Origin of the sequence: Chryseobacterium sp. T16E-39 (genome assembly GCF_002216065.1) — a bacterium.
GTDB lineage: Bacteria > Bacteroidota > Bacteroidia > Flavobacteriales > Weeksellaceae > Chryseobacterium.
In genome coordinates this window covers 3,705,527-3,727,432 of record NZ_CP022282.1, presented here as the reverse complement: position 1 = coordinate 3,727,432, position 21,906 = coordinate 3,705,527, and the positions used below count along the sequence as shown (strand labels likewise).

Below are 21,906 nucleotides of genomic sequence, written 5' to 3'. Positions count from 1 at the left end.
GTTTTTAAAAGTGAATAATTTAGTTTATACCTCTTTCTTTCCATGTAAACGGCGTCTTGAAAAAACCACCCGCAGCCATTACGACATCTTTTGGTTCTTTTGCCACATCTAATCCGTTGGCATCTATCACATCATCGCCTGAAAAATCAGCAGATCCGGGGTTGATAAGATTTCTTATTGCTGATGCATGTCTAGCTTCCACGGAAACAATTTTCCCGGCAATCACTAAATAATCCGGATTTGTAATATACTTTCCAGCCGCATTATATGCTGCAACTCCTGTGTCTTCTAAAGCTTTTGCTGTGGCCAGTACTGAACTTCTATTACTAAAGTTTACATTGGGATACTGAAATTCAAGCTTTGGTAAAACATTGGAAGTAACACCGGATATGGCGGCTTTAAAAAAATCACGATGGATGACTTCATGGTGATAGAGGTCTGTAAATAATTCTCTTTCAGCATTGGAAATTCCAGTATAGAAACTATTGACCACTTTTGTGTAAAAGTCTGCTTCGAGCTGCTCAAGGGCATAAGCATAATTTAATACCCCCACATCTCCTTTTCCAAGATCGAATACCTGATTTTGATCCATCTGGAAATCATCGTTATCATCACACCCTACTAGCGCAAGACCTGCCATAGCTAGACCAATACCTCCAAGTTTTAAGAAATTTCGTCTACCGGTATCCAAAGTAGCTCCCTGGTTAGAAACACTAATTGTCTTTTTCATAATATTAATTTTTAAAGTGTTTAGTTATTTAATATCATTTACGACAATTCATTAGGCTTGGATTTACAAAATCTAAATTTTTATTAATTCTTATTAAAGCTTTTTCAATTTTCATAGTAAATAAATAAAATTAAAACTGTTAAATATTTAGATTAAATTCTAATTTATACCGATTTTACGGTATGTATAATCTTTGTTTTATCTTGATATATTAACAACTTATCATTACTTTTTAAAATATATTTTCCCTATTTTTGTGAAATGAGTCAAAAATGGATTTACAGACCTGAACCCGATGAGGAAATTGTAGATAGATTAAGTTCATCACTTGGTTTTGGAACTTTTGAATCTAAACTTCTCGTTCTTAGAGGAATTGACAATTATCAAAAGGCCAGAGAATTCTTTAAACCCAACCTTACCGATATCCACAATCCTTTTTTAATGGCAGACATGCAAAAAGCAGTTGAGCGTATTGCAACCGCAATTGAAAATGGAGAAAAAATACTGGTCTATGGCGATTATGACGTAGACGGAACGACTGCTGTCGCATTGATGTATCTGTACCTCAGCAAAATCGTTCAGAAAAAATATCTTGATTATTACATTCCGGACAGAAATTCAGAAGGTTATGGAATTTCAACAGAAGGAATTGATTTTGCCAAAGAGAATGGTTTTTCTTTAATCATTGCTTTGGACTGCGGTATTAAAGCTATTGACATGATCAGCTATGCTCAGAATTTGGGCGTAGACTTTATCATTTGCGATCACCATTTACCTGGAGAAGAAATCCCAAATGCTGTAGCTGTTCTTGACCCTAAAAGAAGTGACTGCAGATATCCTTTTAAGGAACTTTCCGGATGTGGAGTTGGTTTTAAATTATGTCAGGGTTTAAATACAATTTATAAAATTCCGGATTCTGAATTGTTTGAATTAACAGATCTGTTGGCCATTTCAATTGCTGCAGATATCGTTTCTATGACAGGCGAAAACAGGGTTCTGGCTAAAATGGGGCTTAAAACCCTTAGAAAAACAAGAAACCTGGGATTAAGACTTTTAATTCCCGAGGATAAACTTTCCCACTTCGAGATTTCCAATATTGTTTTTGAAATTGCACCAAAAATTAACGCTGCAGGCAGAATTTCCCATGGAAAGGCTGCAGTAGAACTGATGGTGTCGGATAACCTGAAGCATGCACACCAGATCGTAAGTGACATTATGGGATTGAATGATGAAAGACGTGAGCTGGATATGAACTCTACTCTTTCAGCATTAAATCAAATCATAGAATCCCAACAGGAAACAAAACTTACAACTATAGTTTACCACCCTGAATGGAATAAAGGGGTCATTGGAATTGTGGCTTCCAGGCTTATTGAAACCTATTATAAACCCACTCTGGTTTTTACAGATGGAAATAATGGAGAAATGGTTGCTTCAGCAAGATCGGTATCTGATTTCGATGTTCACGAAGCATTGGATCTCTGTTCTGAATATTTTCTAAAATTCGGAGGACATCATGCCGCTGCAGGACTTTCAATGGAGAAATCTAAATTTGAAGCTTTTAAGGAAAAATTCGAAAAGGTCGTGACTGAAAAAATTCAGGAACACCAGAAAGAAGCATCGATCATCATCGATTCTGAAATCGAAATTGATGAGATCAACAGAGAGTTTATCAATTTTCACAGAAAATTGGCTCCTTTTGGTCCTCATAACATGAAACCTATTCTTTCATTAAAAAACCAAAAGTTGTCCGGATATATTAAGACAATGGGAAAAGACAATAACCACGTTAAATTTTATATCAAACAGGAATCAACCGGTAGAAATATAGAGTGTGTCGGGTTTAAATTAGGTCAATTCTCAGAAGATTTCAGAAACAAATACTTTGACCTGGCATTCACTTTAGAGGAAAATCACTGGAAAGGAAATGTAACCCATTATTTGAATATAAAGGATGTGAAGTTTAGGGAATAGGTATCAGGGTTTAGGGTGTAGGAATAAAAATTAAATAATTATGGGAAATTATAAGGAATTAATTGTTTGGCAAAAGTCCATTGATTTAGTTACAGAAGTATATTCCTGCACTAAAAATTTCCCTAAAGAAGAAACCTATGGTCTCATTAGCCAAATTCGTCGTTCTTCAATATCAATCCCATCTAATATTGCCGAAGGTCATTCACGAAGATCTCAAGCAGATTATATTCAATTTTTAAAAATTGCAAGAGGCAGTTGTGCTGAAGTGGAAACTCAATTAATTATTTCCAAAAATTTAGAATATTTAAATTTAGAAAGATTTCAATACTTAAATGATAAATCATTGGAAATTTCTAAAATGCTTAATGGTCTAATCACAAAAATTCAAACAAATCCTAAATCCTAATTCCTAAAACCTAAGCCTTTATTAATGAAAAAAATCGGTCTCTTTTTCGGATCATTCAATCCGATACATATTGGACATCTTATTTTAGCGAATTATATTTTAGAGAATTCGGATATGGATGAATTGTGGTTTGTTGTGAGTCCTCAAAATCCATTTAAGGATAAAAAATCATTATTAAAAGATCACAACCGTTTAGACATGGTACAGGCAGCGGTAAGAAATTACCCTAATATGCGTGCTTCAAACGTGGAATTTTCACTTCCACAACCTAGTTACACAATTGACACCCTTACCTACCTTAATGAAAAGTACCCTGATTATTCTTTCAGTTTGATTATGGGTGAGGACAATCTTGATGGGCTCCATAAATGGAAAAATTCCGATCTATTGATTAAAAACCATCATATCATTGTTTACCCACGTGTTTTTGAAGGGGAGAAAAAAGATTCTGATTATCTACAACATGAAAATATTTCTCTAATCAAAGCACCTGTCATAGAAATCTCAGCAACCGAGATCCGAAACATGATTAAGCAAGGTAAAAATGTAAGACCTATGCTTCCGCCCGAAGTTTTTGAATATTTGGATGGTAGTAGTTTTTATAAATAGTGCTTATGAAATTTTATACTTTTTTCTTTATTTTTTTTACTCAAGCTTTTTTCTTTGGGCAAGATATACCTGCTAAAATAACAGATTCTTTAAAGAGTGCAAGAGAAATAGAATACAAAAAAATATTTCTAGAGAGACTAAAATATTACAAGGAACAATGCAGTAACGATTCAATAAAAGCAGTTAACAATTCAAAAATTGAAAATAAATATTTTATATATCTTACTGCTCCTAGCGGAGATGATTTTCCCGCAAAGAAAGAACTTGAAGAGGCTTTAAAAAATTACAATATTATTTGGGGAGGAACTATGATGGGCAGTGATATACCGGGACATTATATTAGTGACCTGTGTTACCATCATTACATGAGTTATTTTACAGAAAAAAAGTTTGGTAAAGATTTTATCGAGAACATTGTAAGACAATCACTTTTAAATCATCTAAATAAAAATCACTCTGTAATTTTTGAATACAATGAACATTTAAATTGGATCTATGAAGGAGATCCACAATTAGCTGATGTTTTGCTAAGTCAATATTTCTTTAAAAATTTCAGGTATCCAAAGGGCTATCAATATTCTTCAAAAGAAAATCAATCATTTACTGAAGTTACATTAGAATTAGATGAAGAAAACTATACCTTAAAATTAGAAGGTTTAAATCATCATTTCGAGAATCAACAAAATGAACAGTTTATCCCTTATTTTGAAAAAAAAATTAGAAATTTTATTAAATCAAGTAAATTTGCACTTTCAAGGCAAAACGTCATGCGTAATGGTGTGAAAAAATCTTTTAAAATTTATTACAAATAATTGAAATGAACTTCATCGAAAAATTTTTCTCTAAATATTCTCAGGAAAAAATCATCAAATGGTTTAAACAAATCTGTATTGCAGAGGCAATTACCTGTTTCCTGCTTTATGGAGTAGCCATGATCTGGAAAAGGTATGATGATGAAGGTCTTCTTCCCACTATTTTCATTATTGTTATTGGAAATATCCACGGTCTATTTTTTACGCTTTATCTTTTATTCTGTATTCCGGTGAGAAAAATATTTAAATGGGATGATGAGGATTTTGTTTTTGCTTTATTGGCTGCATTCTTTCCTTTTGCAACCATTTGGGTGGATAAAAAGCTGGCCCGTTTCGACAGAGAATAAAAAAAGAGGTTTTTTTATAAAATCCACTCTCGTTGTTAATAATTTCTTTTCATACATTCTGTTCCATTACAGTATTTGCACCCTCTAACAATCCATATATTTTCCTTTATATGTAAACCAGCATAGGCTATTAAGATTCTTGTGCACTTATTAATTTTATATCTGATGGTATAATTTACAACAGTATTTTACCCAAAAATACTTGTTCAAACCTATCCTTATTTGTTAATTTTCATTTTCGATGTAACAACTTTCATCCGAAAGTTGTCTAATAAGTAAGTCAATCAAAATGAATAAAAATTTTTAACTGAAATTTTAGTAACTGAAAATCAATAAGTTAAAAATATTATAAAAACATTGTAAGTACTTTGTATTGCATAATACTAAATTTATTATATATCTTTGTAATGTTAAATAATAACAAATACAAGCTATTAACAAATAAAAAATAGAATCATGAAAACGCCCACTCTCTTAGCAGCCTTATTTTTCACTGGATTTGTTTTTGCCCAACAGAAATCAGACAGTTTAAAAACTAAAAATATAGAAGGTATCACTTTAAAGAAACAGGTATTCAAAAAACAGAGCGACCGTTTTATTTATGATGTTGCCTCTTCTCCTATTGCAAAAGGGACGAATACTTTCAACTTATTGAAACAGACTCCGATGATTTCCAGTATTGATGGAAAAACATTGAAAATCATGGGAAAATCTGAAGTTGTCATCTATATCAACAATAAAAAATCCAATATGGATGCTGAGGCATTAATTGAAATGCTTAAGAATACTCCTTCGGAGGATATCCAGAAAATTGAGGTGATTACCGTTCCAGGCAGTGAATTCCAGGTAGAATCAAACGATGGTGTGATCAACATTGTAATGAAAAAAAGCAGAAACAATGGGTATAACGGAACTTTAAAAATGCAAAACGAGCAAGCTTATTACAATAATCCTTCTGCCAGTGCATCCCTGAACTTTAGAAAAGACAAACTTGCTGTTAATACAAACATCAGTACCGGAAGCTGGACAGACAGAGAAAAATACAGACTTTCTAACGGAAATTCCACTTTCAAAAATGAATCATTTGGATTTAATGACGATCCTAATAAAAATTTTGGAGGCAGCGTTAATATCGATTATGAAATTAATAAAAAGCAAAGTTTAGGTTTCACATACAATATGAGGTATAATAAAAGCTTTAATTCAATTTTAGATATCACCAATATTCAAAACGGAGTTTTGAAAAACAGAACTGTAAATGATGAGGATGCACAAACAAGAAACCATTCTTTTAATTTAAATTATGAGATCAAGACAGACTCATTGGGTAGTAAATTAACATCTAACATTTCTTACCTATGGTTCAACAGAGATAAATACAGCATTAATGAAACATTCCCTTTTTATGATGCTGACAATAATAAATACGGAGCATTTAAACAATGGGTTCCACAGATCATTAACAATTACGCGGCTAACATTGATTACATCAAAAAAACGAAAAAAGGAAATTCATGGTTAATGGGAATTAGTTATAATAATACTAAAACCGATAACGATACAAGACAGGATGTCTATACAAAAGCAAGTGACAGCTTCGTAAACGATTTCGATCAGACCAATCATTTCATTTATAAAGAAAACATTCTGGGACTTTATCTTACTTATGAAAGAAAATTAAGCGAAAAAGTATCAGGAAAAATAGGAACACGTTACGAGATGACGCGTAGTACTGGTGAAATCCTAGGAAAAACAGGGTTTGATAGAAATTATAATAATCTCCTTCCATATCTTAATTTCAATTACGCTATTAACGCAGATAATAATATTAGCTACACTTTTTCAAGCAGAATCAGAAGACCTAGATTCTGGGAATTGAATCCTTCGAGAACATATTTCACTCCTGATAATTATACCCAAAATAACCCGTTTGTTCTTGCTTCAAAATATTATAATCAGGAGATCAGCTATATGTATAAAAATGCATTCTATGCGAACCTCAGCTTTAACTATGTAGAAGATGCTTCAAATCAGGTTCCATTGCAGGGAACTGTGACAAAACCACAAAAAGATGAAAATGGGAAAGTAATACTTGATACGAGTGGAGATCCAGTTATGGTTACTACAAAATTCCTAAGATATATCAGAACCAATTATGGAAATAATAAGCAACTTGGTTTGACTGTCGGGATGAACAAATCCTGGTTTAAAGATATCTGGACAACCAATTATTCTGTCAATTTAGCCTATGCTATGTATTCAGGTACGGTGTCTGAAGATCCGACATCAAGACCAGTTCCAGGTCAAACAGAAGTACTTACTCCTTATGTTATCAATGTAAAAAACTTCAATATCTCCGCACAGTTCAACAATGTTATTCGCCTTTCTTCTAAAAAAGACTGGTTCCTTGGGGTTAATTATTTCTACGGAGGAAAAAGCCAAATAGAAATCGGAGAACTGGGAACAAGACAAAGCTTAGACCTTAATGTGAAAAAGATCATTGGTGACTGGACAGTTCTTGTAGAAGTATACGATGTATTCAATCAAAACTTCAACAGAATTAAAGGAATTCAGCCTGATGGAAGTTTTAATAATGTCACCAATTTTGAGTATCCAAGAATTTTCAGTGTAGGTGTTACTTACAATTTTGGTAATCAGAAACTGAAAAAAGCCAGAGAAATGAAATCAGCTAATGATGCTGTAAAATCAAGAACTTAATATAATAAACTCTCTAAGATTCTGCGTTGCCACAAGTCAGAATCTCGCCCACCCCTAAAAATAAACTCATGAAAACGCCACTACTCATTGCAGCTCTCTTTTTCACCGGACTTGCTTCCGCTCAGGAAAAAAAATCAGATTCAGTAAAGACAAAAAGTATAGAAGGAGTTACTTTAACAAAACAGGTATTTAAAAAACAAAGTGACCGTTTTGTCTACGACGTTGCTGCTTCTCCTGTTGCCAAAGGAAATACAACTTTTGATATTTTGAAGCAAACGCCTCTTCTTTCGTCAACGGATGATAAGACATTGAAAATTGCAGGAAAGAATAATGCCCTTATCTATATCAATGGTAGAAAAACCAATATGGATGCTGAATCTCTTGTACAATTTCTAAAAAACACTCCTGCAGAAAATATTCAGAAAATTGAAGTGATTACGGTTCCAGGAAGTGAATATCAGGTAGAATCTTCCGATGGAATTATCAATATTGTTTTAAAGAAAAAAATGAGCGATGGATTGAATGGAAACATGAGAATGTCCAACACTCAAAATAAGTATAATGCAAGCTCAGCCAGTTTTTCAGTCAACTATAGAAAGGATAAATTAGGAATCAGTGCTAACCTGAACGGCGGTGAAAACATAGAGCCACAATCTTATATTTTAAGAAACGGAACGGATAAATTAAAGAATGAATCTGTAGGTGACATCGATGATCCTAATAAAAATCTGGGTGGTTACCTGAATATTGACTATCAATTAACCGAAAAAAGTAATTTAGCCCTGTCATGGAATTCCTGGGCAAATAAGAGTAATAATTCTATCATTGACCTGTTCAATACCTTAACACAACCCAATAAGAAAGGGGTTACCGAAACAACACATACATGGACAAAAAACAGAGCTGATGGAAGAAACTACAATAATTCAGTCAACTTAAATTATGAAATAAAATTAGATTCACTGGGTAGTAAGTTAAATGCCAATGCAGCATATCTTATCTACAAAAGGTTTCAGTTTGCTCAAAACAATACGATGTTACCCGATAAGACACGAGGTTATTCCAGACCTGGACAAACTATCACACAGGAAACACCACAGATCATCAATAACTTTTCAGGAACTGTTGACTATATCCAGAAATTCAAAAATGATTTTACGATTTCTGTAGGGGGAAATTTTAATAAAACTAAAACGAATAATGATACTAAAAACTTTACTTATCAATTCGTAGATGAAAATAATAACGACATTAAGAATCCACAGCCCAAACCAGATTTCAATCATTTCATTTATGATGAAAATATATACGGAGCATATCTTACTCTTGAAAAGAAATTTTCAGATAAGTTTTCGGGAAAAGTAGGAGCAAGATATGAAATCACCAATAGTTTAGGGACAGCAGACAACCCTACAAATACAATAGAAAGCCAAAAATATCAGAGAATTGAAAGAGATTATAATAATTTCCTTCCCTATTTAAGCTTTAATTATGCTATCAATGATAAGAATAATATCTCCTATTCATTTTCAAGCAGAATGAGAAGACCAAGTTTCTGGGAATTGAATCCGGTAAGAAATTATATCACAGAATTTAATTACACACAAAACAATCCCTTCGTAAAAGCCTCTTCTACCTATAACCAGGAATTGACCTATATGTATAAAAATTCTTATTTCCTGATATTAAATCATTCTTATTTTAAAGATCAGATCACTCAGGTTCCATTACAGGGTTTTGTAAAATCAGCTGATGGTAAGATAGGTACTCAAAATGTATTGCGATATATCAGAACAAACTTTGGAGACAAACAGGAAATGTCTGCCATGGTCGGAATTCAGAAAAGCTTTTTTAAACAATATCTAACATTGAATTTTAATGCAGGAGTTCAACACAACATTAATAATGGTTCTTTAGCCGGAGATCCTACAAGCGGAGATACATTTGTAGACAAAGACGGAAAACCATTGGTGTATACTAATACTGTAAAATCAACAAGTATTGTAATCACCAGTAACAATACCATCCGCTTGGATAAGAAAAAAACCTGGTTTTTAGGTGTTAATTATTTCTTCGTTGATAAACAGCAAATCGAACTAGGAATGTTGAAAAACCTAATGAGTCTGGATTTAAGTATAAAGAAAAACTGGAACGACTGGACATTTGCCCTCAATGTAAATGATGTACTAAGAACCAATATTGTAGAAATAGAGGATTATCAGCCAAACGGAAATTATAATTACATCAGAAATGACCAGTACAGAAGGAGCATGACGCTAAGTATCACTTATAATTTTGGAAATCAAAAAGTGAAAAAAATGAGGGACATCGAAGGTGCTTCCGACGCTATTAAAAGCAGAACAAGATAAAAAACATTCATTCTTCATATCAATTATTTTGTATTAAACTCGCTGAGAACTCAGCGAGTTTTTTATCTTTAAACCATATGAAAAAAATAATTATTGTTTTCAGCTGTTTGTGTTTATTGTTATTCAATATCTGCTGTAAGAAAAAAACGATACATCTTGGTAAAGAAATCAACTTTGAAAGCCAGGAAAACATTTCATATGGCAATGATCCTGAACAGACAATGGATCTGTATATTCCGGCAGTTTTAAATTCAAAATCAGATGTATTTATAATGATACACGGTGGCGGATGGCGGAGTGGAAACAAATCTCAATTAACTTTTTTTACTTTATCCATGATGCAGAAATTCCCAAAAGCTGTTTTTGCAAACATCAATTACAGACTGGCATCAACATCACGCTTCGGGATTCCCAATCAGACTGAAGATATCAATAACGTCATTCACTATTTAGAAAAAACATTAAAATACAAACCCCGGTTTTTCCTGCTAGGAAATAGTGCCGGGGGACATTTATCAATGCTATATGCCTATCATTTTGACAGGGATAAAAAAGTAAAAGCAGTCATCAATATTGTAGGACCTTCTGATTTATCAGATTCTGGCTTTAAAAAGTATTTTGATTACCCTTTCGTTGAAAAACATCTGATAGATCCAAAAACTATTTTATCAAATGTTTCAATGACCGAATTTTCGAGCCCTGTTAACTGGATTCGTACAACCTCAGCTCCCACCCTTTCTTATTATGGCAAAAATGATCAAGTGATCCCACTATCCCAAAAAGTAATTTTAGATTCTATCTTAAATAAAAACCATATTCTCCATGAGTCCTATGAATTTAATGGTGGGCACCTCGATTGGGACAAAGAGAACAATAGCTCCTTCCTTATTAATAAAGTGGATCAGTTTATAAAGGATCTTGATAAAAATAAAACGCTTTGATCAGATCAAAGCGTTTTATTTTAAGTTTTTTATTAAAAATTTCACTAATATTTCAATGCTTTTTTGGCTTCCAGAGCCGTTGTGTTCAAAGTAGAAAGACATTTTGTAAAGTTGTCCATATTTCTTAAATCCCAAAAAGGAAGGAGAACGACTACTGAAACATCCGTTTCCGGATCGTAAAGCATTGTTGAAAGATAGCCCTCGGTGGCACCATTATGCCCATATCCGACTCCAGGTACATAAGAACAGCCCAGACCATAACCGGAAGTTGTAGCCGGTCCCTTACTTGTCTTCATTTGCTCCACACTTGAAGCATTAAGAACATTCTGCCCTTTCATTATACTTCTTATATAGTCAGAGAGCATAACCATCGTACCTACCCCATTTCCTTCCGCTACATGGGCACTTGCATTTTTTTGATCGGTTATCTCATTATGATCTGCATATTTAATCAAACCTTTAACATAAGGGATCGGCAGGTTTTTGTCTGACGCTAATTCTGGAAACTTAATATCTAATGGCATCATTGAAGAAGGTCCTACAATTTTGTCGTACATGTAGTTTCCATATGTTTTAGATCCATTTGATTTCTGTGAGTACACCCGTGCAATTATTTCTCCTAAAATGGAAAATCCTGTATTTGAATAATGATATACCGTATTCGGTAGTCCATAAGTAAGATTATGCTCTGTAAGAATTTTCACATACTCACCAGTAGAAAACTGATGATCCGGAAAGTTCGCAAGCATATAGTCCGTATAGGTCTCACCATTCACATTGTATTGAGAAGCATCATTTGTCACATCATAAACCCCGGCATTATGTTGCAAAAGTTCCCGAATTGTAATCTGATTTTTATTGGGAAAATTCCAGTCTGAAGAATTGGGGACATAGGGAACATTTGTCCCGGGAATATTGGCTGTAATTTTATCATCAAGCTGAAGCCATCCATCCTGCATCATTTTCAAAATTGCTGTTGATGTAAAGTTCTTGGTATTGCTTGCAAAACGGAAATAGGTTTTCTTAGTGACAAGAGCTCCATTATTTCCAGTAACTGTACTGAAATAGGTTCCTTTTGGGGAAACAATATAAACACTTAATGAAGGAACGTCAGTATTCAATTCCTTCTCAAGATCAGCGTGAATTTTTCTTACTGCCGTATCAAGGTCAGTCTGATACTCTTCAACCTCACTACTCTTGCAGCTCCAAACAGTGAGCAGGAATAATAAGATCGGTAAAAAATTGAGTTTTTTCATGGTTTTATGATTTTAGTTTAGTTTTTATTCTGATTTCATAATTTCCGTTCGTTCAGAAATCCCGTTGGCATTAAAAGCTTCAATTTGGAAATAATAAGTATCGGTTCTGTCTGCGCCAGTGAAAAAGTATTCATTCTTGCCATATACCATAATACTTCCATATAATTTATCCGGAGATTTCCCCCAGTATATGACATAACCATCTGCATCCTGATTCTGTTGCCACTTCATCCATATGCTTCTTCTTTCCCCATATTTCTTTGCATCCGCACGCAGAGGAACAAAATTCTGAACCTGTGAAGGTTTATCTCCCCCTCCTTTCCCAAACACCCTAAATCCACTCAGTGCAAATTTCCCTGTAGGCATTTTAAGGTTTTCCATTTTTAGGAATCTCGCTTTTACAGGTTGTTCCAGCTCTACATAATCGTGAGGAACGTCTTTGATATTTTTACTCTTATCAACAATAACGTTCCATTTTTTACCATCATTTGAACCATAGATTTTATACTGATGCATTTTCCCTAAAGTCTTCCCGAGAAATTCTACATCCTGATCTGCATAATTAATCTGAATGGCATTAATAGTGGAGAGCTCTCCGAGGTCTGTCTGGAACCATTCACCGGAATTTCCGGTTTTAGCACTCCAATACGTTTTAATATCCTCATCTACCGCATAATTGGAATGATAACCTCCTAAAGTAGAGGAAACCTGAACGGGCTTATTATAATTCAATAGCATCCAGCCTGTGAAAAGGCCTTTTGAGAAATCTTTTCCCTGAGCATATTGTGGAAGATAAGTGGGATAATCACCATAGGATGTGTTGCAATACATGACATCATCTTTGTCAAACCCTGCAGGCCAGATCCCTAATCTCCTTTCAAAATTGTTTTTTGTCGAAATAAAAATCGTGGAAATGTGCCACCAGTTTTTGTAATTGTCTTCAAAGGTGGCCCCATGTCCGGCACCTCTTGCGAAACCACCCGGTTTATAGGAGAATGGATTATGCTGTTGATATTCGAACCCTTCAAGAGGGTTTTTACTGACATAAACTCCATCTGAATAACCACTAAATTCAGTAGCCGGAGCTCCGTACTGCATATAATATTTGTTGTTGTGTTTTGTCATCCAGGCTCCTTCAACAAAAGGCTGCAGAAAAACATTGTCATTATATTCTCCAAAACGCTCCCAGCCATGATCTTCAGGCTTCAATCTTAGTATTGGTTTTACAAAACCTTCAGACTGTAAGGTCTTTACTTTCACTTCTGTTCCTAACAGAGGCCATTCATTACTGGATCCCCAATATAAATACAGTTTGTTTTTATCCTCATCATAATGAAAAGCAGGATCCCAGGCTCCGACTTTTAAAGTGTCTACTGCGATCTTCCAATCGTCTTTGGTAGGATTTGTACTTTTCCATATGGGGAAATCCTGCTCCCAGGTCGACCCAAAAACGTACAAAGTATCTTTCATTGCCCAAACTGCGGGCGCATTAAGATCATGAATATATTTATTATCTCTAAGAAACTTTCTTTTCACAAATTTCCAATCAAGCATATCATCACTATACCAATAGCCCTCCTGATTGGTAGAAAAGAGAAACAGCTTATTTTTAAAATTAACGATAACAGGATCTGCCGTAGCCCTGTGTTTCCCTTGCTTGGAGAAAGACTCAAACGGGGTATATCCGTAGTCTATATTAATCGGGTTACAAAATGTTTTCTGTTGAGCATTCAAACCAAATCCCAGTACAATAAGGATCATAAAAAAGTACTTCTGCATCTTCATAATTTTTACTTAATTCGCTAATTTACTTAACTTTTTTTGGTTTTCTTATTATATGGAATTATAACCTTCTAAAAAATAAAAATTCTGGCTTTATTTCTAAAGCCAGAAGAATATGATAGTTATTTTCCTTTTACATTATTTTTTAGGAAGAAAAACTTCCGCCAGCATACAACGGGCGCTTCCACCACCACTTACTTCGATGGTATTCAAATCTGAATAAATGATTTCACAATATTTTTCAATCGCGGCAACCTGTTCTGCCGTTAATGACTGATAAGCTGTCTGGCTCATTACTAAGAATTTTTGTCCTTCTCCATTCTGAACCTGAAGCATATTTCCCGCAAATTGCTGCATTTGCTCTTCCGAAATTTCAATAATTTCTTTTCCAGAATTTTTAATCGTTTCGATGACCTTGCTTCTTTCCAACTCACTGTCAATACAATCCAGGCAGATCACCACGAATTTATCCGCCACACACATCATTACGTTAGTGTGATAGATAGGAAGCCTTTCTGAACCAACTGTCTGAAATGAATGAAAAACAACTGGTGTAAAACCATATTTCTCACAAAAGTCTCTGAATAATTTCTCATCCAGTCTTAAAGAAACAGAACCATACGCAATTTTATTATCGTGATCGAAGATCATACTTCCGGTTCCTTCTAGGAAATGTCCCTGAATTTCAGGAAGAGACCAATCGTCAATTTCAGTTATTTCAAAACCTTTACTTTTTATCGTCTCCAGAATATCTTCTCTTCTCTCTACCCTTCTGTTTGAGGCAAACATTGGATATAGAACCACTTTACCATCATTATGGAAGCTTACCCAGTTGTTGGGGAAAATAGAATCCGGAGTATGAGGATCCAATGTATCTTTGATTGTGATTACATTGATTCCTTTGTTCCTTAGTTTCTCAACAAAAATATTGAATTCTCCTAAAGCTTTAGCCTGAACATCTAAATCTTTCTGTTCAACCTGAAAGTAATTATTTTCTGCGGTCTCCGCATTGTAACCGAAAGCGATCGGTTCTATCATTAATACTGTATCTGTTGTTTGCATCTTTTTAAGTTTGAGAATATTAGGGTTTGAGAGTCTGAGAGTCTTTATCTGATTGAAATTAGAAATTATTTTCTTCTTGATTAAAAGATAAAAATGAACACCATCTTTCTGATTGACCTATCATACTAACTAACATCCCGATTATTTGATTATACTGATTATTTATGTTACTGAATTGTTCTTCATTAATGTATTCGCATGCTAAAGAAAATTGTAACCAAGTTTGGGTCTCTCTTGCTTCACCTTCTGAATCTGTAAGTTTTGCAATAAAAGACTTTTCATACTTCCTTTTTCCCCAGGCTTCACTAATATTAGCAGAAACCTATCTGGATGACCTTCTGATTTGATCTGTAAGAGAGTAAAGTTCTTCTTTTGGAAAAGATTTTGAAAGTTCATAAACTGCCATAGCCATTTCAAAAGACTTTTGAAAAACTCTTAAATCCTGATGAAATTTAACTGTTGACATAATTTTAAATTTTACTTATAAAAAAAAACTCAAACTCTCTTACTCTCAAACACTCTCACCCTCATACTAATTACTACTCTCTTACCAATGGCATTGTAGAGCATCTTAACAATCCACCCATTTTAGAAATTTCGCGGTATGGAATTTCTTCCACTGTCATTCCCCATTCATTTCTTAAGTGGTTATTCATTCTTGTAAATGTTTTATCCGAGACTACAATTTCCGGAGAGATTGAGAAGATATTAGGAAACATTTCAAACATCTCTTCATCTGTAATATGAAAACAGTTTTCTTCTCCGAAAATATCAATGATCAGACGGTAATCGCTTTCATCCACAAAACCATTTTTATAAATAAGACATTTATCTTTCCCAATAGGATTGAATGTACAGTCCAAATGAAGAATCCCCTCAAAAGGAATTTTATCATTTTTCTTTAACTCTAAATCAATAATTCTTTTTTTAGGAAAATACTCTTTTAGAATTTCTATAGCATATTCGTTCGTTCTCGCTGTTTTATAGTTTCTGTAGTCTTCACTGAAACAAGTTCCAATAAATAAAAAGTCATCCCATACAATAACATCTCCCCCTTCGATATGCGCAGATTCCGGAAGATTGATAATTTTTCTCCAGGCTACTTTTTCAAAAACCTTTTTATAAGCTTCCTGTTCATCAGCTCTGTCAGCAATTACATTTGAAATGATCATTTTATCATCAATAACAAATGCTACATCTCTGGCGAAAACCTGATTATAGTCCTTGATAATACTCGGACGCAAAACTTCTACGTCATATTTTTTGAGTACAGCTTCAAAAGCATTCATTTCATCAATGATATCCGATTCTTTCGGATATATATTGTGTTCGATTGAGTAGTATGACTTCGCATCATAACTTTCCTCAAGGGTGGGAACAGGTCCCAGAGAATTAGGTTGGCCCAGAACAACTGATTTTAACCTTCCCGTTTCGTTTTTAATATTTAGTTTCATAAAGATTTATGCAATATACAAATATAGGGAAAGGGCTCTATCTGGAAAACTTTTGAATTAGTTTATCCTAAGAATTAATTCTCTATTAAAATAACATCCAATTTTTGGCTTTTCAAAAAAATACATAGGGAATAAAAAATCTATAAACAACTGTTTATCATCTACAATTGTTTAAAAATTATTGCAGAAAATAAAAACGAATTCATATCTTAGTGATATAATTTCATTGGAAATTAGAACTAAATCATTAACATCAAAAAATCAAAATCATGAACAAGAATGCTTCAGTGCTAAAAAATGCACAAAAATTAGGAAGAGAAGAACAAAAATCAATTAAAGGAGGTATAGGACCTACAAGACCAAGATACTGCTGCGAATGGAATGACGACGGAAGCTGTAGAATCTGGACTTGTGGAAATTGTGTATGTCCTTAATAAAAATCTAAACCTGCTACTCCTAGCAGGTTTTATTTTATCTTGTTCTACCCTCTTCCTCCGACCTCTGAATTTCCTTCACTTGATATTTTGAGCCTCCGAAATTATAGGTTACTGCCAAAACCAATCTCTGACTATCCCACCAATGGGTAAATCGATTATCCATAATCTGTTTATGCCGGAACTCTACCTTCTGATCATAAGAGTCAAAAATATTGTTATAGCTGATCTTGGTGTTCAGCTTATTTTCAAACCATGATTTTTGTAATGAAATATCTATGTTGTATCTGGATTTGATAATATAAAGACTGTTTCCGGTTTTAGATTCATAATTAGCAAAAAAATTTACAGTGTATCCTTTCGGTAAAGAAAATACCTGATTGAATCTTAGCTCATAATTATAAACCTTTAAAGCAAATACTTCATCAAAATAAGGCCGAAATTCATCATTATAATACCCCGCTATCTGAGTGCTTACATTCCACCATTTTGTAATTTTAACGGGAAAGTTCAACTCTATACTCGCGAATTTCCGATAAGGCAAATTTGTTCCAAGATATTCTAAAACATTAGTCTTGGGATCGTATTTTGGATATCTTACCATAACATCCGTTTCTTTTCCAACTGCCAGACTCGCCACCCAGTTTTTATACCGATAGGTTGCTTTAACCTGACTGGTAAATGAAGGCTGCAGGTATGGATTTCCGATCCAGTAATTCAATGGACTAAAATAAAACCTGAAAGGATTAAGTTGAGAGAAAGCAGGTCTGGTAATTCTTCTGCTATAAGAAACAGAAAATTCATTAGATTTATCTATTTCGTAGCTTGCATTTAAGGAGGGGAGCCATTCCAGATAATTTCTTGTTACAACGGAATTCGAACTGACTGCATCTGAAATACTTTTTGTATTTTCAACCCTGATCCCGGCATTAATCTGGAGTTTGTTGAATTTCTGATTGTAAGCCAAATATCCTGCCAGTACCTGCTCTTTATATGAAAACACATTACTTCGGGTAGGATCAAAAATAAATTGATTATTAACAGATAGTGTATCGTATCTGATATTGTTATTGGTATTTGTATTACTGTATTTTACCCCTATTTCAAAATTGGCATTATGTACTTTTTGAGTGATATCAATTTGGGCAGTATAGACATTTATTTTATTGAGTAAATCGGATTTCCAATAGGATAATAACTCAGAAGTAGGAATGTCTCTATTAATAAAATCATCCTTCTGTTTATTGTTTACTAAAAGATAATTTCCCAGGAAATTAAGCTTAAAGTTTTTATTGATAAAAGAATAATCTGTTCCAATTCCGTAATTATTCTGGTTATAATCTATCGGATTTTCACTCCCTGTATTGAAAACTAATTGTGTTCCATCTTTATTGGTCGTATATAAAGATCCGGTTCTCATACGGTCATTATTTCTAAAATTTCCCCTCAAAGAAAATCCCAGCCTGTTTTTATCATTTAACCGGTAGTCAATTCCTGTCTGAACAGTAAGAACTTTTCCAGCATCTTTTTGATAGGTATTCGTTCTCATCACATTCGTATTGGCAAGCCGCTGCAAAGCATTGTAGCGATACGTCGAAACCCCTTCGTTGTATCCCAGCTGCATTTGATACGCAACCTTTTCGGTATTGTATGAGATATTAATTGAATTTTCCCTGTAATTGAATTTATTAATAGAAACAGTTCCATTATAATTTCCTTTCCAGCCAAGATTCCCATTTTTTTTCAGCCTGATATCAATTATTCCTTTAAATTCTGCGTCATATTTAGAAGAAGGGTTTGTATTAACTTCAATAGATTCAACCATTTCCGGAGATAAAGACCTTAAGTAAGCCTGAATTTCCTGAGTACTCATCACAAGAGGTTTTCCGTCTACAAAAATAGTAGGACTTATTCTACCTCCAATGAAAATACCATCTTCCTGGTCAACAGTTACACCCGGTGTTTTCCTGAGCACTTCAAGAATATGAGTTGAAGTCTTAAAATTTTTATTGTTGGCAACATTCATTACCATATTTCCATCACTCAGTTTTACATTCCGGGAGGAGGATTCTAAGACTACCTCTTCAATGACCTTACCTAAAGGGGTCATTTCGATTAAGGAAATTCCATCCAATTGATCCAGTTTTCTGGTTTCATAACCTTCTTTCTGTACAAGAATAAAGGATTCATCTCCTACTATTTCAAACCGAAATTGCCCGAGTGAATCCGTTATCTTTTTTTGAACAGGCTGATTACTCAGTTTATTGAAAAGTGCAATTTCAACATTGGCAAGATGTGTTTTTGTCTCGGAATCCAAAATTTTACCCGTAATAACTTTTTGGGCATTGACAAAAAATGACAAAAACAATAACATGATTAAAGTCCACAGTCTAAGGGTCATAAATTTTATATTTTATGAACCAAAAGTAGGATCAGCGAATAAAAACAGAGTTTTGAAGTTTAAATTCCGAAGTGCGAAATTATAAATTTGAACCTTGAAGCTCTCTTACAGAAGGCATTTGGGACTGTCTGTACAAAAGTGGAGTTGTATTTTTTATTTTCTTGAATGTAGAAAAAAATGTTGATTTAGAATTAAACCCTACTTCATATCCGATCTCTTCAATTTTCAAAAAAGAACCATTCTCAATGATATCACAAGCTTCATTAATTCTGTATTCATTGATATAGGTAGAAAAACTTTTTTCAAGATTATCATTCAATAACTGTGAAAGCTGGTGAGATGAAATGTGCATTTTCATTGCCAGATCGTTTAATTTGAGATTTGGATTTTTATAAAGTTCTTCAGAATCCATTAATCTTTCCAGTTTTGAAACAAAACTCTCAGCCTGTTCAGTTGATATCTTTTTATTGGAATATCTGTTTAATTCCTTTGCCTCTGTTGACTGATCTTTTTTATTAAATAAAATCAGAAAATTAGCATACAAAACAAATGAAAATACAAGGCTTCCGCCTGCACAATAAATTTGAATCCATCCCGTAGCAATTAATTGATACGTTAAAAATATAATAACGTTACTGACTAAGACTGGGAGGATAAATTGATTAGGTTTCTTTGAGTACTTTTGTGACAAGATATAATACTCATATACAGAAAGAAGGACAAAAACTGTCCAAACAGAATAAATAAAAGATCCAAAATAGCTGTCCCAAGTGATAGGAAAAAACAAATATAAAAGTCCAACGACGCCTAAAATCAATGTTAAAATACCAAAGGATTTCCTGCAGTTTTTTAGAACAAACTGTTCTTCCAGAAAAGATGCTTTTATATAATAGTACAATGCAGGACCTGTAAAAAACAGTAACGAAAGCCCAAGATGAGGAATTATTCTAGGTAAGTCCGGATAAAAATACATGCATACCGATATTCCAACCCTAATGCTTAATGTTAACAAAATTAGTCCCAAAAAGAAATCAGCAACATACTTAAGCTTTTTAACAAACAGCAGATAAATCCCAAGCAAAAGCCCATTAAAGGCTCCGACTGCACTAAAAAAGAATAACAGCTGTTGTCCGAAAGTCATTGTATATTAGTTTTTTGACCTAGTAAAAATAATAAATTTCTGATATTCAATTTTATATAATCATTTAATTTTTACTTTTTCTTAGAAAAAGACATCAATAGAAGCAAGAGAATACACCCATTGGAAAAGAAAAAATCCCAAAGTAAACTTTGGGATTTAGATTTATTGTTGAAACAGATATTATCTGTTTACCATATCGATATAGTCTCTTTGTTGAGCTCCTTGATATACTTGTCTTGGTCTTCCGATTGGATCTCCTTTCAATCTCATTTCTTTCCACTGAGAAATCCATCCTGGAAGTCTTCCTAATGCAAACATTACTGTAAACATTTCTGTAGGAATTCCTAACGCTCTGTAGATGATTCCTGAGTAGAAATCTACGTTTGGATATAATTTTCTTTCGATGAAGTATTCATCTTCAAGAGCTACTCTTTCTAACTGCATAGCAATATCAAGAGCTTTATCCTGAATTCCTAATGCGTTAAGGATATCATCAGCAGCTTTTTTGATAATTTTTGCTCTTGGGTCGAAGTTTTTGTAAACTCTGTGTCCGAATCCCATTAAACGGAAGCTATCATTTTTATCTTTAGCTTTAGCAACATATTTAGATACGTCACCACCGTCTTTTTCAATTAATTCAAGCATTTCGATTACTGCCTGGTTAGCTCCACCGTGAAGAGGTCCCCAAAGTGCAGAAACACCTGCAGAAATAGAAGCAAAAAGTCCTGTATGTGCAGAACCTACCATTCTTACTGTAGAAGTAGAACAGTTTTGCTCGTGATCAGCATGTAAGATCAATAATTTATCTAAAGCACCTACAACTACTGGATCTACTTCAAACTGTTCGTTTGGTAGTCTGAAAGCCATTTTATAGAAGTTCTCTACGTAGTTCAGGCTATTGTCACCATGATTAATAGGTAATCCCTGAGTTTTTCTGTAAGTCCAAGCACAAAGGTGAGAGAATTTAGCAATCATCAATTCAGCAGCATGATCCATTTCTTCTTTAGAGTTTACGTTAACAGCTTTAGGGTTAAAGGCAGTTAATGCAGAAGTTAAAGAAGATAAAACTCCCATAGGGTGAGCAGAACGAGGAAAAACATCAATGATCTTTTTCATTTCATCCGCGATGAAGTTATATTTTTTAATATTATTTTCGAAAGAACCGTATTGATCTTTATTAGGTAATTCTCCATGTAACAAAAGATACATTACTTCAGTAAAATTAGATTTTTCAGCAATCTGCTCGATTGGATATCCTCTGTAAAGTAATTCTCCTTGGTCTCCGTCTAAGTAAGTGATGTCGCTTATTGTAGCTCCTGTGTTTTTATAACCTAAATCCAGGGTAATCAGACCGGTTTGGTCTCTTAATTTTGAAATATCTATCCCTCTGTCTCCGATAGTACTATCCACGATAGGATATTCATACGAATTACCGTCGTAATTCAATATAACTTTGTTGTCTGACATTAT

The 21,906-nt window shown here is 33.8% G+C and carries 17 protein-coding genes and 1 pseudogene; 9 read left to right on the top strand and 9 right to left on the bottom strand.

From position 1 onward, the window contains the following. Positions 1 to 19 precede the first annotated feature (19 nt). Positions 20 to 730 (bottom strand): ferritin-like domain-containing protein, encoded by a 711-nt coding sequence (locus CEY12_RS16930; RefSeq protein WP_089028803.1) that lies wholly within the window; start codon positions 728 to 730, stop codon positions 20 to 22. Between the two features lie 261 nt (positions 731 to 991). Between CEY12_RS16930 and recJ the strand changes: the two genes are divergently transcribed. The 8 genes from recJ to CEY12_RS16890 all read left to right on the top strand — a co-directional run bounded on the left by recJ (position 992) and on the right by CEY12_RS16890 (position 10,906). After that, positions 992 to 2,704, top strand: coding sequence for a single-stranded-DNA-specific exonuclease RecJ (gene recJ / locus CEY12_RS16925; protein ID WP_089028802.1), 1,713 nt, complete (start codon positions 992 to 994; stop codon positions 2,702 to 2,704). Positions 2,705 to 2,744: 40 nt separating this feature from the next. Then, positions 2,745 to 3,110, top strand: a complete 366-nt coding sequence (locus CEY12_RS16920) for a four helix bundle protein (RefSeq protein ID WP_089028801.1) — start codon at positions 2,745 to 2,747, stop codon at positions 3,108 to 3,110. A gap of 24 nt (positions 3,111 to 3,134) precedes the next feature. Then, complete coding sequence (gene nadD / locus CEY12_RS16915) at positions 3,135 to 3,719, top strand: nicotinate (nicotinamide) nucleotide adenylyltransferase (protein WP_089028800.1); 585 nt, start codon at positions 3,135 to 3,137, stop codon at positions 3,717 to 3,719. A 5-nt stretch (positions 3,720 to 3,724) separates the two neighbouring features. Beyond that, on the top strand, positions 3,725 to 4,531 hold the full coding sequence (locus tag CEY12_RS16910) for a hypothetical protein (protein ID WP_089028799.1): 807 nt from the start codon (positions 3,725 to 3,727) through the stop codon (positions 4,529 to 4,531). 5 nt (positions 4,532 to 4,536) lie between these two features. Beyond that, positions 4,537 to 4,878 (top strand): DUF3817 domain-containing protein, encoded by a 342-nt coding sequence (locus CEY12_RS16905; protein ID WP_089028798.1) that lies wholly within the window; start codon positions 4,537 to 4,539, stop codon positions 4,876 to 4,878. Positions 4,879 to 5,334: 456 nt separating this feature from the next. Next, positions 5,335 to 7,596, top strand: a complete 2,262-nt coding sequence (locus CEY12_RS16900; protein ID WP_089028797.1) for an outer membrane beta-barrel family protein — start codon at positions 5,335 to 5,337, stop codon at positions 7,594 to 7,596. A 68-nt stretch (positions 7,597 to 7,664) separates the two neighbouring features. Then, positions 7,665 to 9,965 carry a TonB-dependent receptor domain-containing protein gene (locus CEY12_RS16895; protein WP_089028796.1) on the top strand — a complete coding sequence of 767 codons (2,301 nt, stop codon included), beginning with the start codon at positions 7,665 to 7,667 and terminating at the stop codon, positions 9,963 to 9,965. 77 nt (positions 9,966 to 10,042) lie between these two features. Next, positions 10,043 to 10,906: an alpha/beta hydrolase gene (locus CEY12_RS16890; RefSeq protein WP_089028795.1), complete on the top strand. Its 864-nt coding sequence runs from the start codon at positions 10,043 to 10,045 to the stop codon at positions 10,904 to 10,906. Positions 10,907 to 10,950: 44 nt separating this feature from the next. On the opposite strand, the gene CEY12_RS16885 is transcribed toward CEY12_RS16890, so the two are convergent. The 5 genes and pseudogenes from CEY12_RS16885 to CEY12_RS16865 all read right to left on the bottom strand — a co-directional run bounded on the left by CEY12_RS16885 (position 10,951) and on the right by CEY12_RS16865 (position 16,460). Then, positions 10,951 to 12,162, bottom strand: a complete 1,212-nt coding sequence (locus tag CEY12_RS16885; RefSeq protein ID WP_089028794.1) for a serine hydrolase domain-containing protein — start codon at positions 12,160 to 12,162, stop codon at positions 10,951 to 10,953. Between the two features lie 24 nt (positions 12,163 to 12,186). Continuing rightward, entirely contained in the window at positions 12,187 to 13,941 is a 1,755-nt protein-coding gene (locus CEY12_RS16880) for a discoidin domain-containing protein (protein ID WP_089029908.1), read from the bottom strand. A 141-nt stretch (positions 13,942 to 14,082) separates the two neighbouring features. Then, positions 14,083 to 15,006, bottom strand: coding sequence for a citrulline utilization hydrolase CtlX (gene ctlX, locus CEY12_RS16875; RefSeq protein ID WP_089028793.1), 924 nt, complete (start codon positions 15,004 to 15,006; stop codon positions 14,083 to 14,085). Between the two features lie 58 nt (positions 15,007 to 15,064). Further along, positions 15,065 to 15,412 (bottom strand): annotated as a pseudogene (locus CEY12_RS16870) (four helix bundle protein). A gap of 133 nt (positions 15,413 to 15,545) precedes the next feature. After that, positions 15,546 to 16,460 carry a dimethylarginine dimethylaminohydrolase family protein gene (locus CEY12_RS16865; protein ID WP_089028792.1) on the bottom strand — a complete coding sequence of 305 codons (915 nt, stop codon included), beginning with the start codon at positions 16,458 to 16,460 and terminating at the stop codon, positions 15,546 to 15,548. Positions 16,461 to 16,729: 269 nt separating this feature from the next. Between CEY12_RS16865 and CEY12_RS22480 the strand changes: the two genes are divergently transcribed. Beyond that, positions 16,730 to 16,894 carry a hypothetical protein gene (locus CEY12_RS22480; RefSeq protein WP_172821043.1) on the top strand — a complete coding sequence of 55 codons (165 nt, stop codon included), beginning with the start codon at positions 16,730 to 16,732 and terminating at the stop codon, positions 16,892 to 16,894. Between the two features lie 37 nt (positions 16,895 to 16,931). Here CEY12_RS22480 and CEY12_RS16860 read toward each other — a convergent pair whose 3' ends face one another. From CEY12_RS16860 to CEY12_RS16850, 3 genes are all read right to left on the bottom strand, one after another. Beyond that, positions 16,932 to 19,295: a TonB-dependent receptor domain-containing protein gene (locus CEY12_RS16860; RefSeq protein ID WP_228409719.1), complete on the bottom strand. Its 2,364-nt coding sequence runs from the start codon at positions 19,293 to 19,295 to the stop codon at positions 16,932 to 16,934. 79 nt (positions 19,296 to 19,374) lie between these two features. Continuing rightward, on the bottom strand, positions 19,375 to 20,436 hold the full coding sequence (locus CEY12_RS16855; RefSeq protein WP_089028791.1) for a helix-turn-helix domain-containing protein: 1,062 nt from the start codon (positions 20,434 to 20,436) through the stop codon (positions 19,375 to 19,377). A gap of 180 nt (positions 20,437 to 20,616) precedes the next feature. Then, positions 20,617 to 21,903 carry a citrate synthase gene (locus CEY12_RS16850; protein ID WP_089028790.1) on the bottom strand — a complete coding sequence of 429 codons (1,287 nt, stop codon included), beginning with the start codon at positions 21,901 to 21,903 and terminating at the stop codon, positions 20,617 to 20,619. Positions 21,904 to 21,906 lie beyond the last annotated feature (3 nt).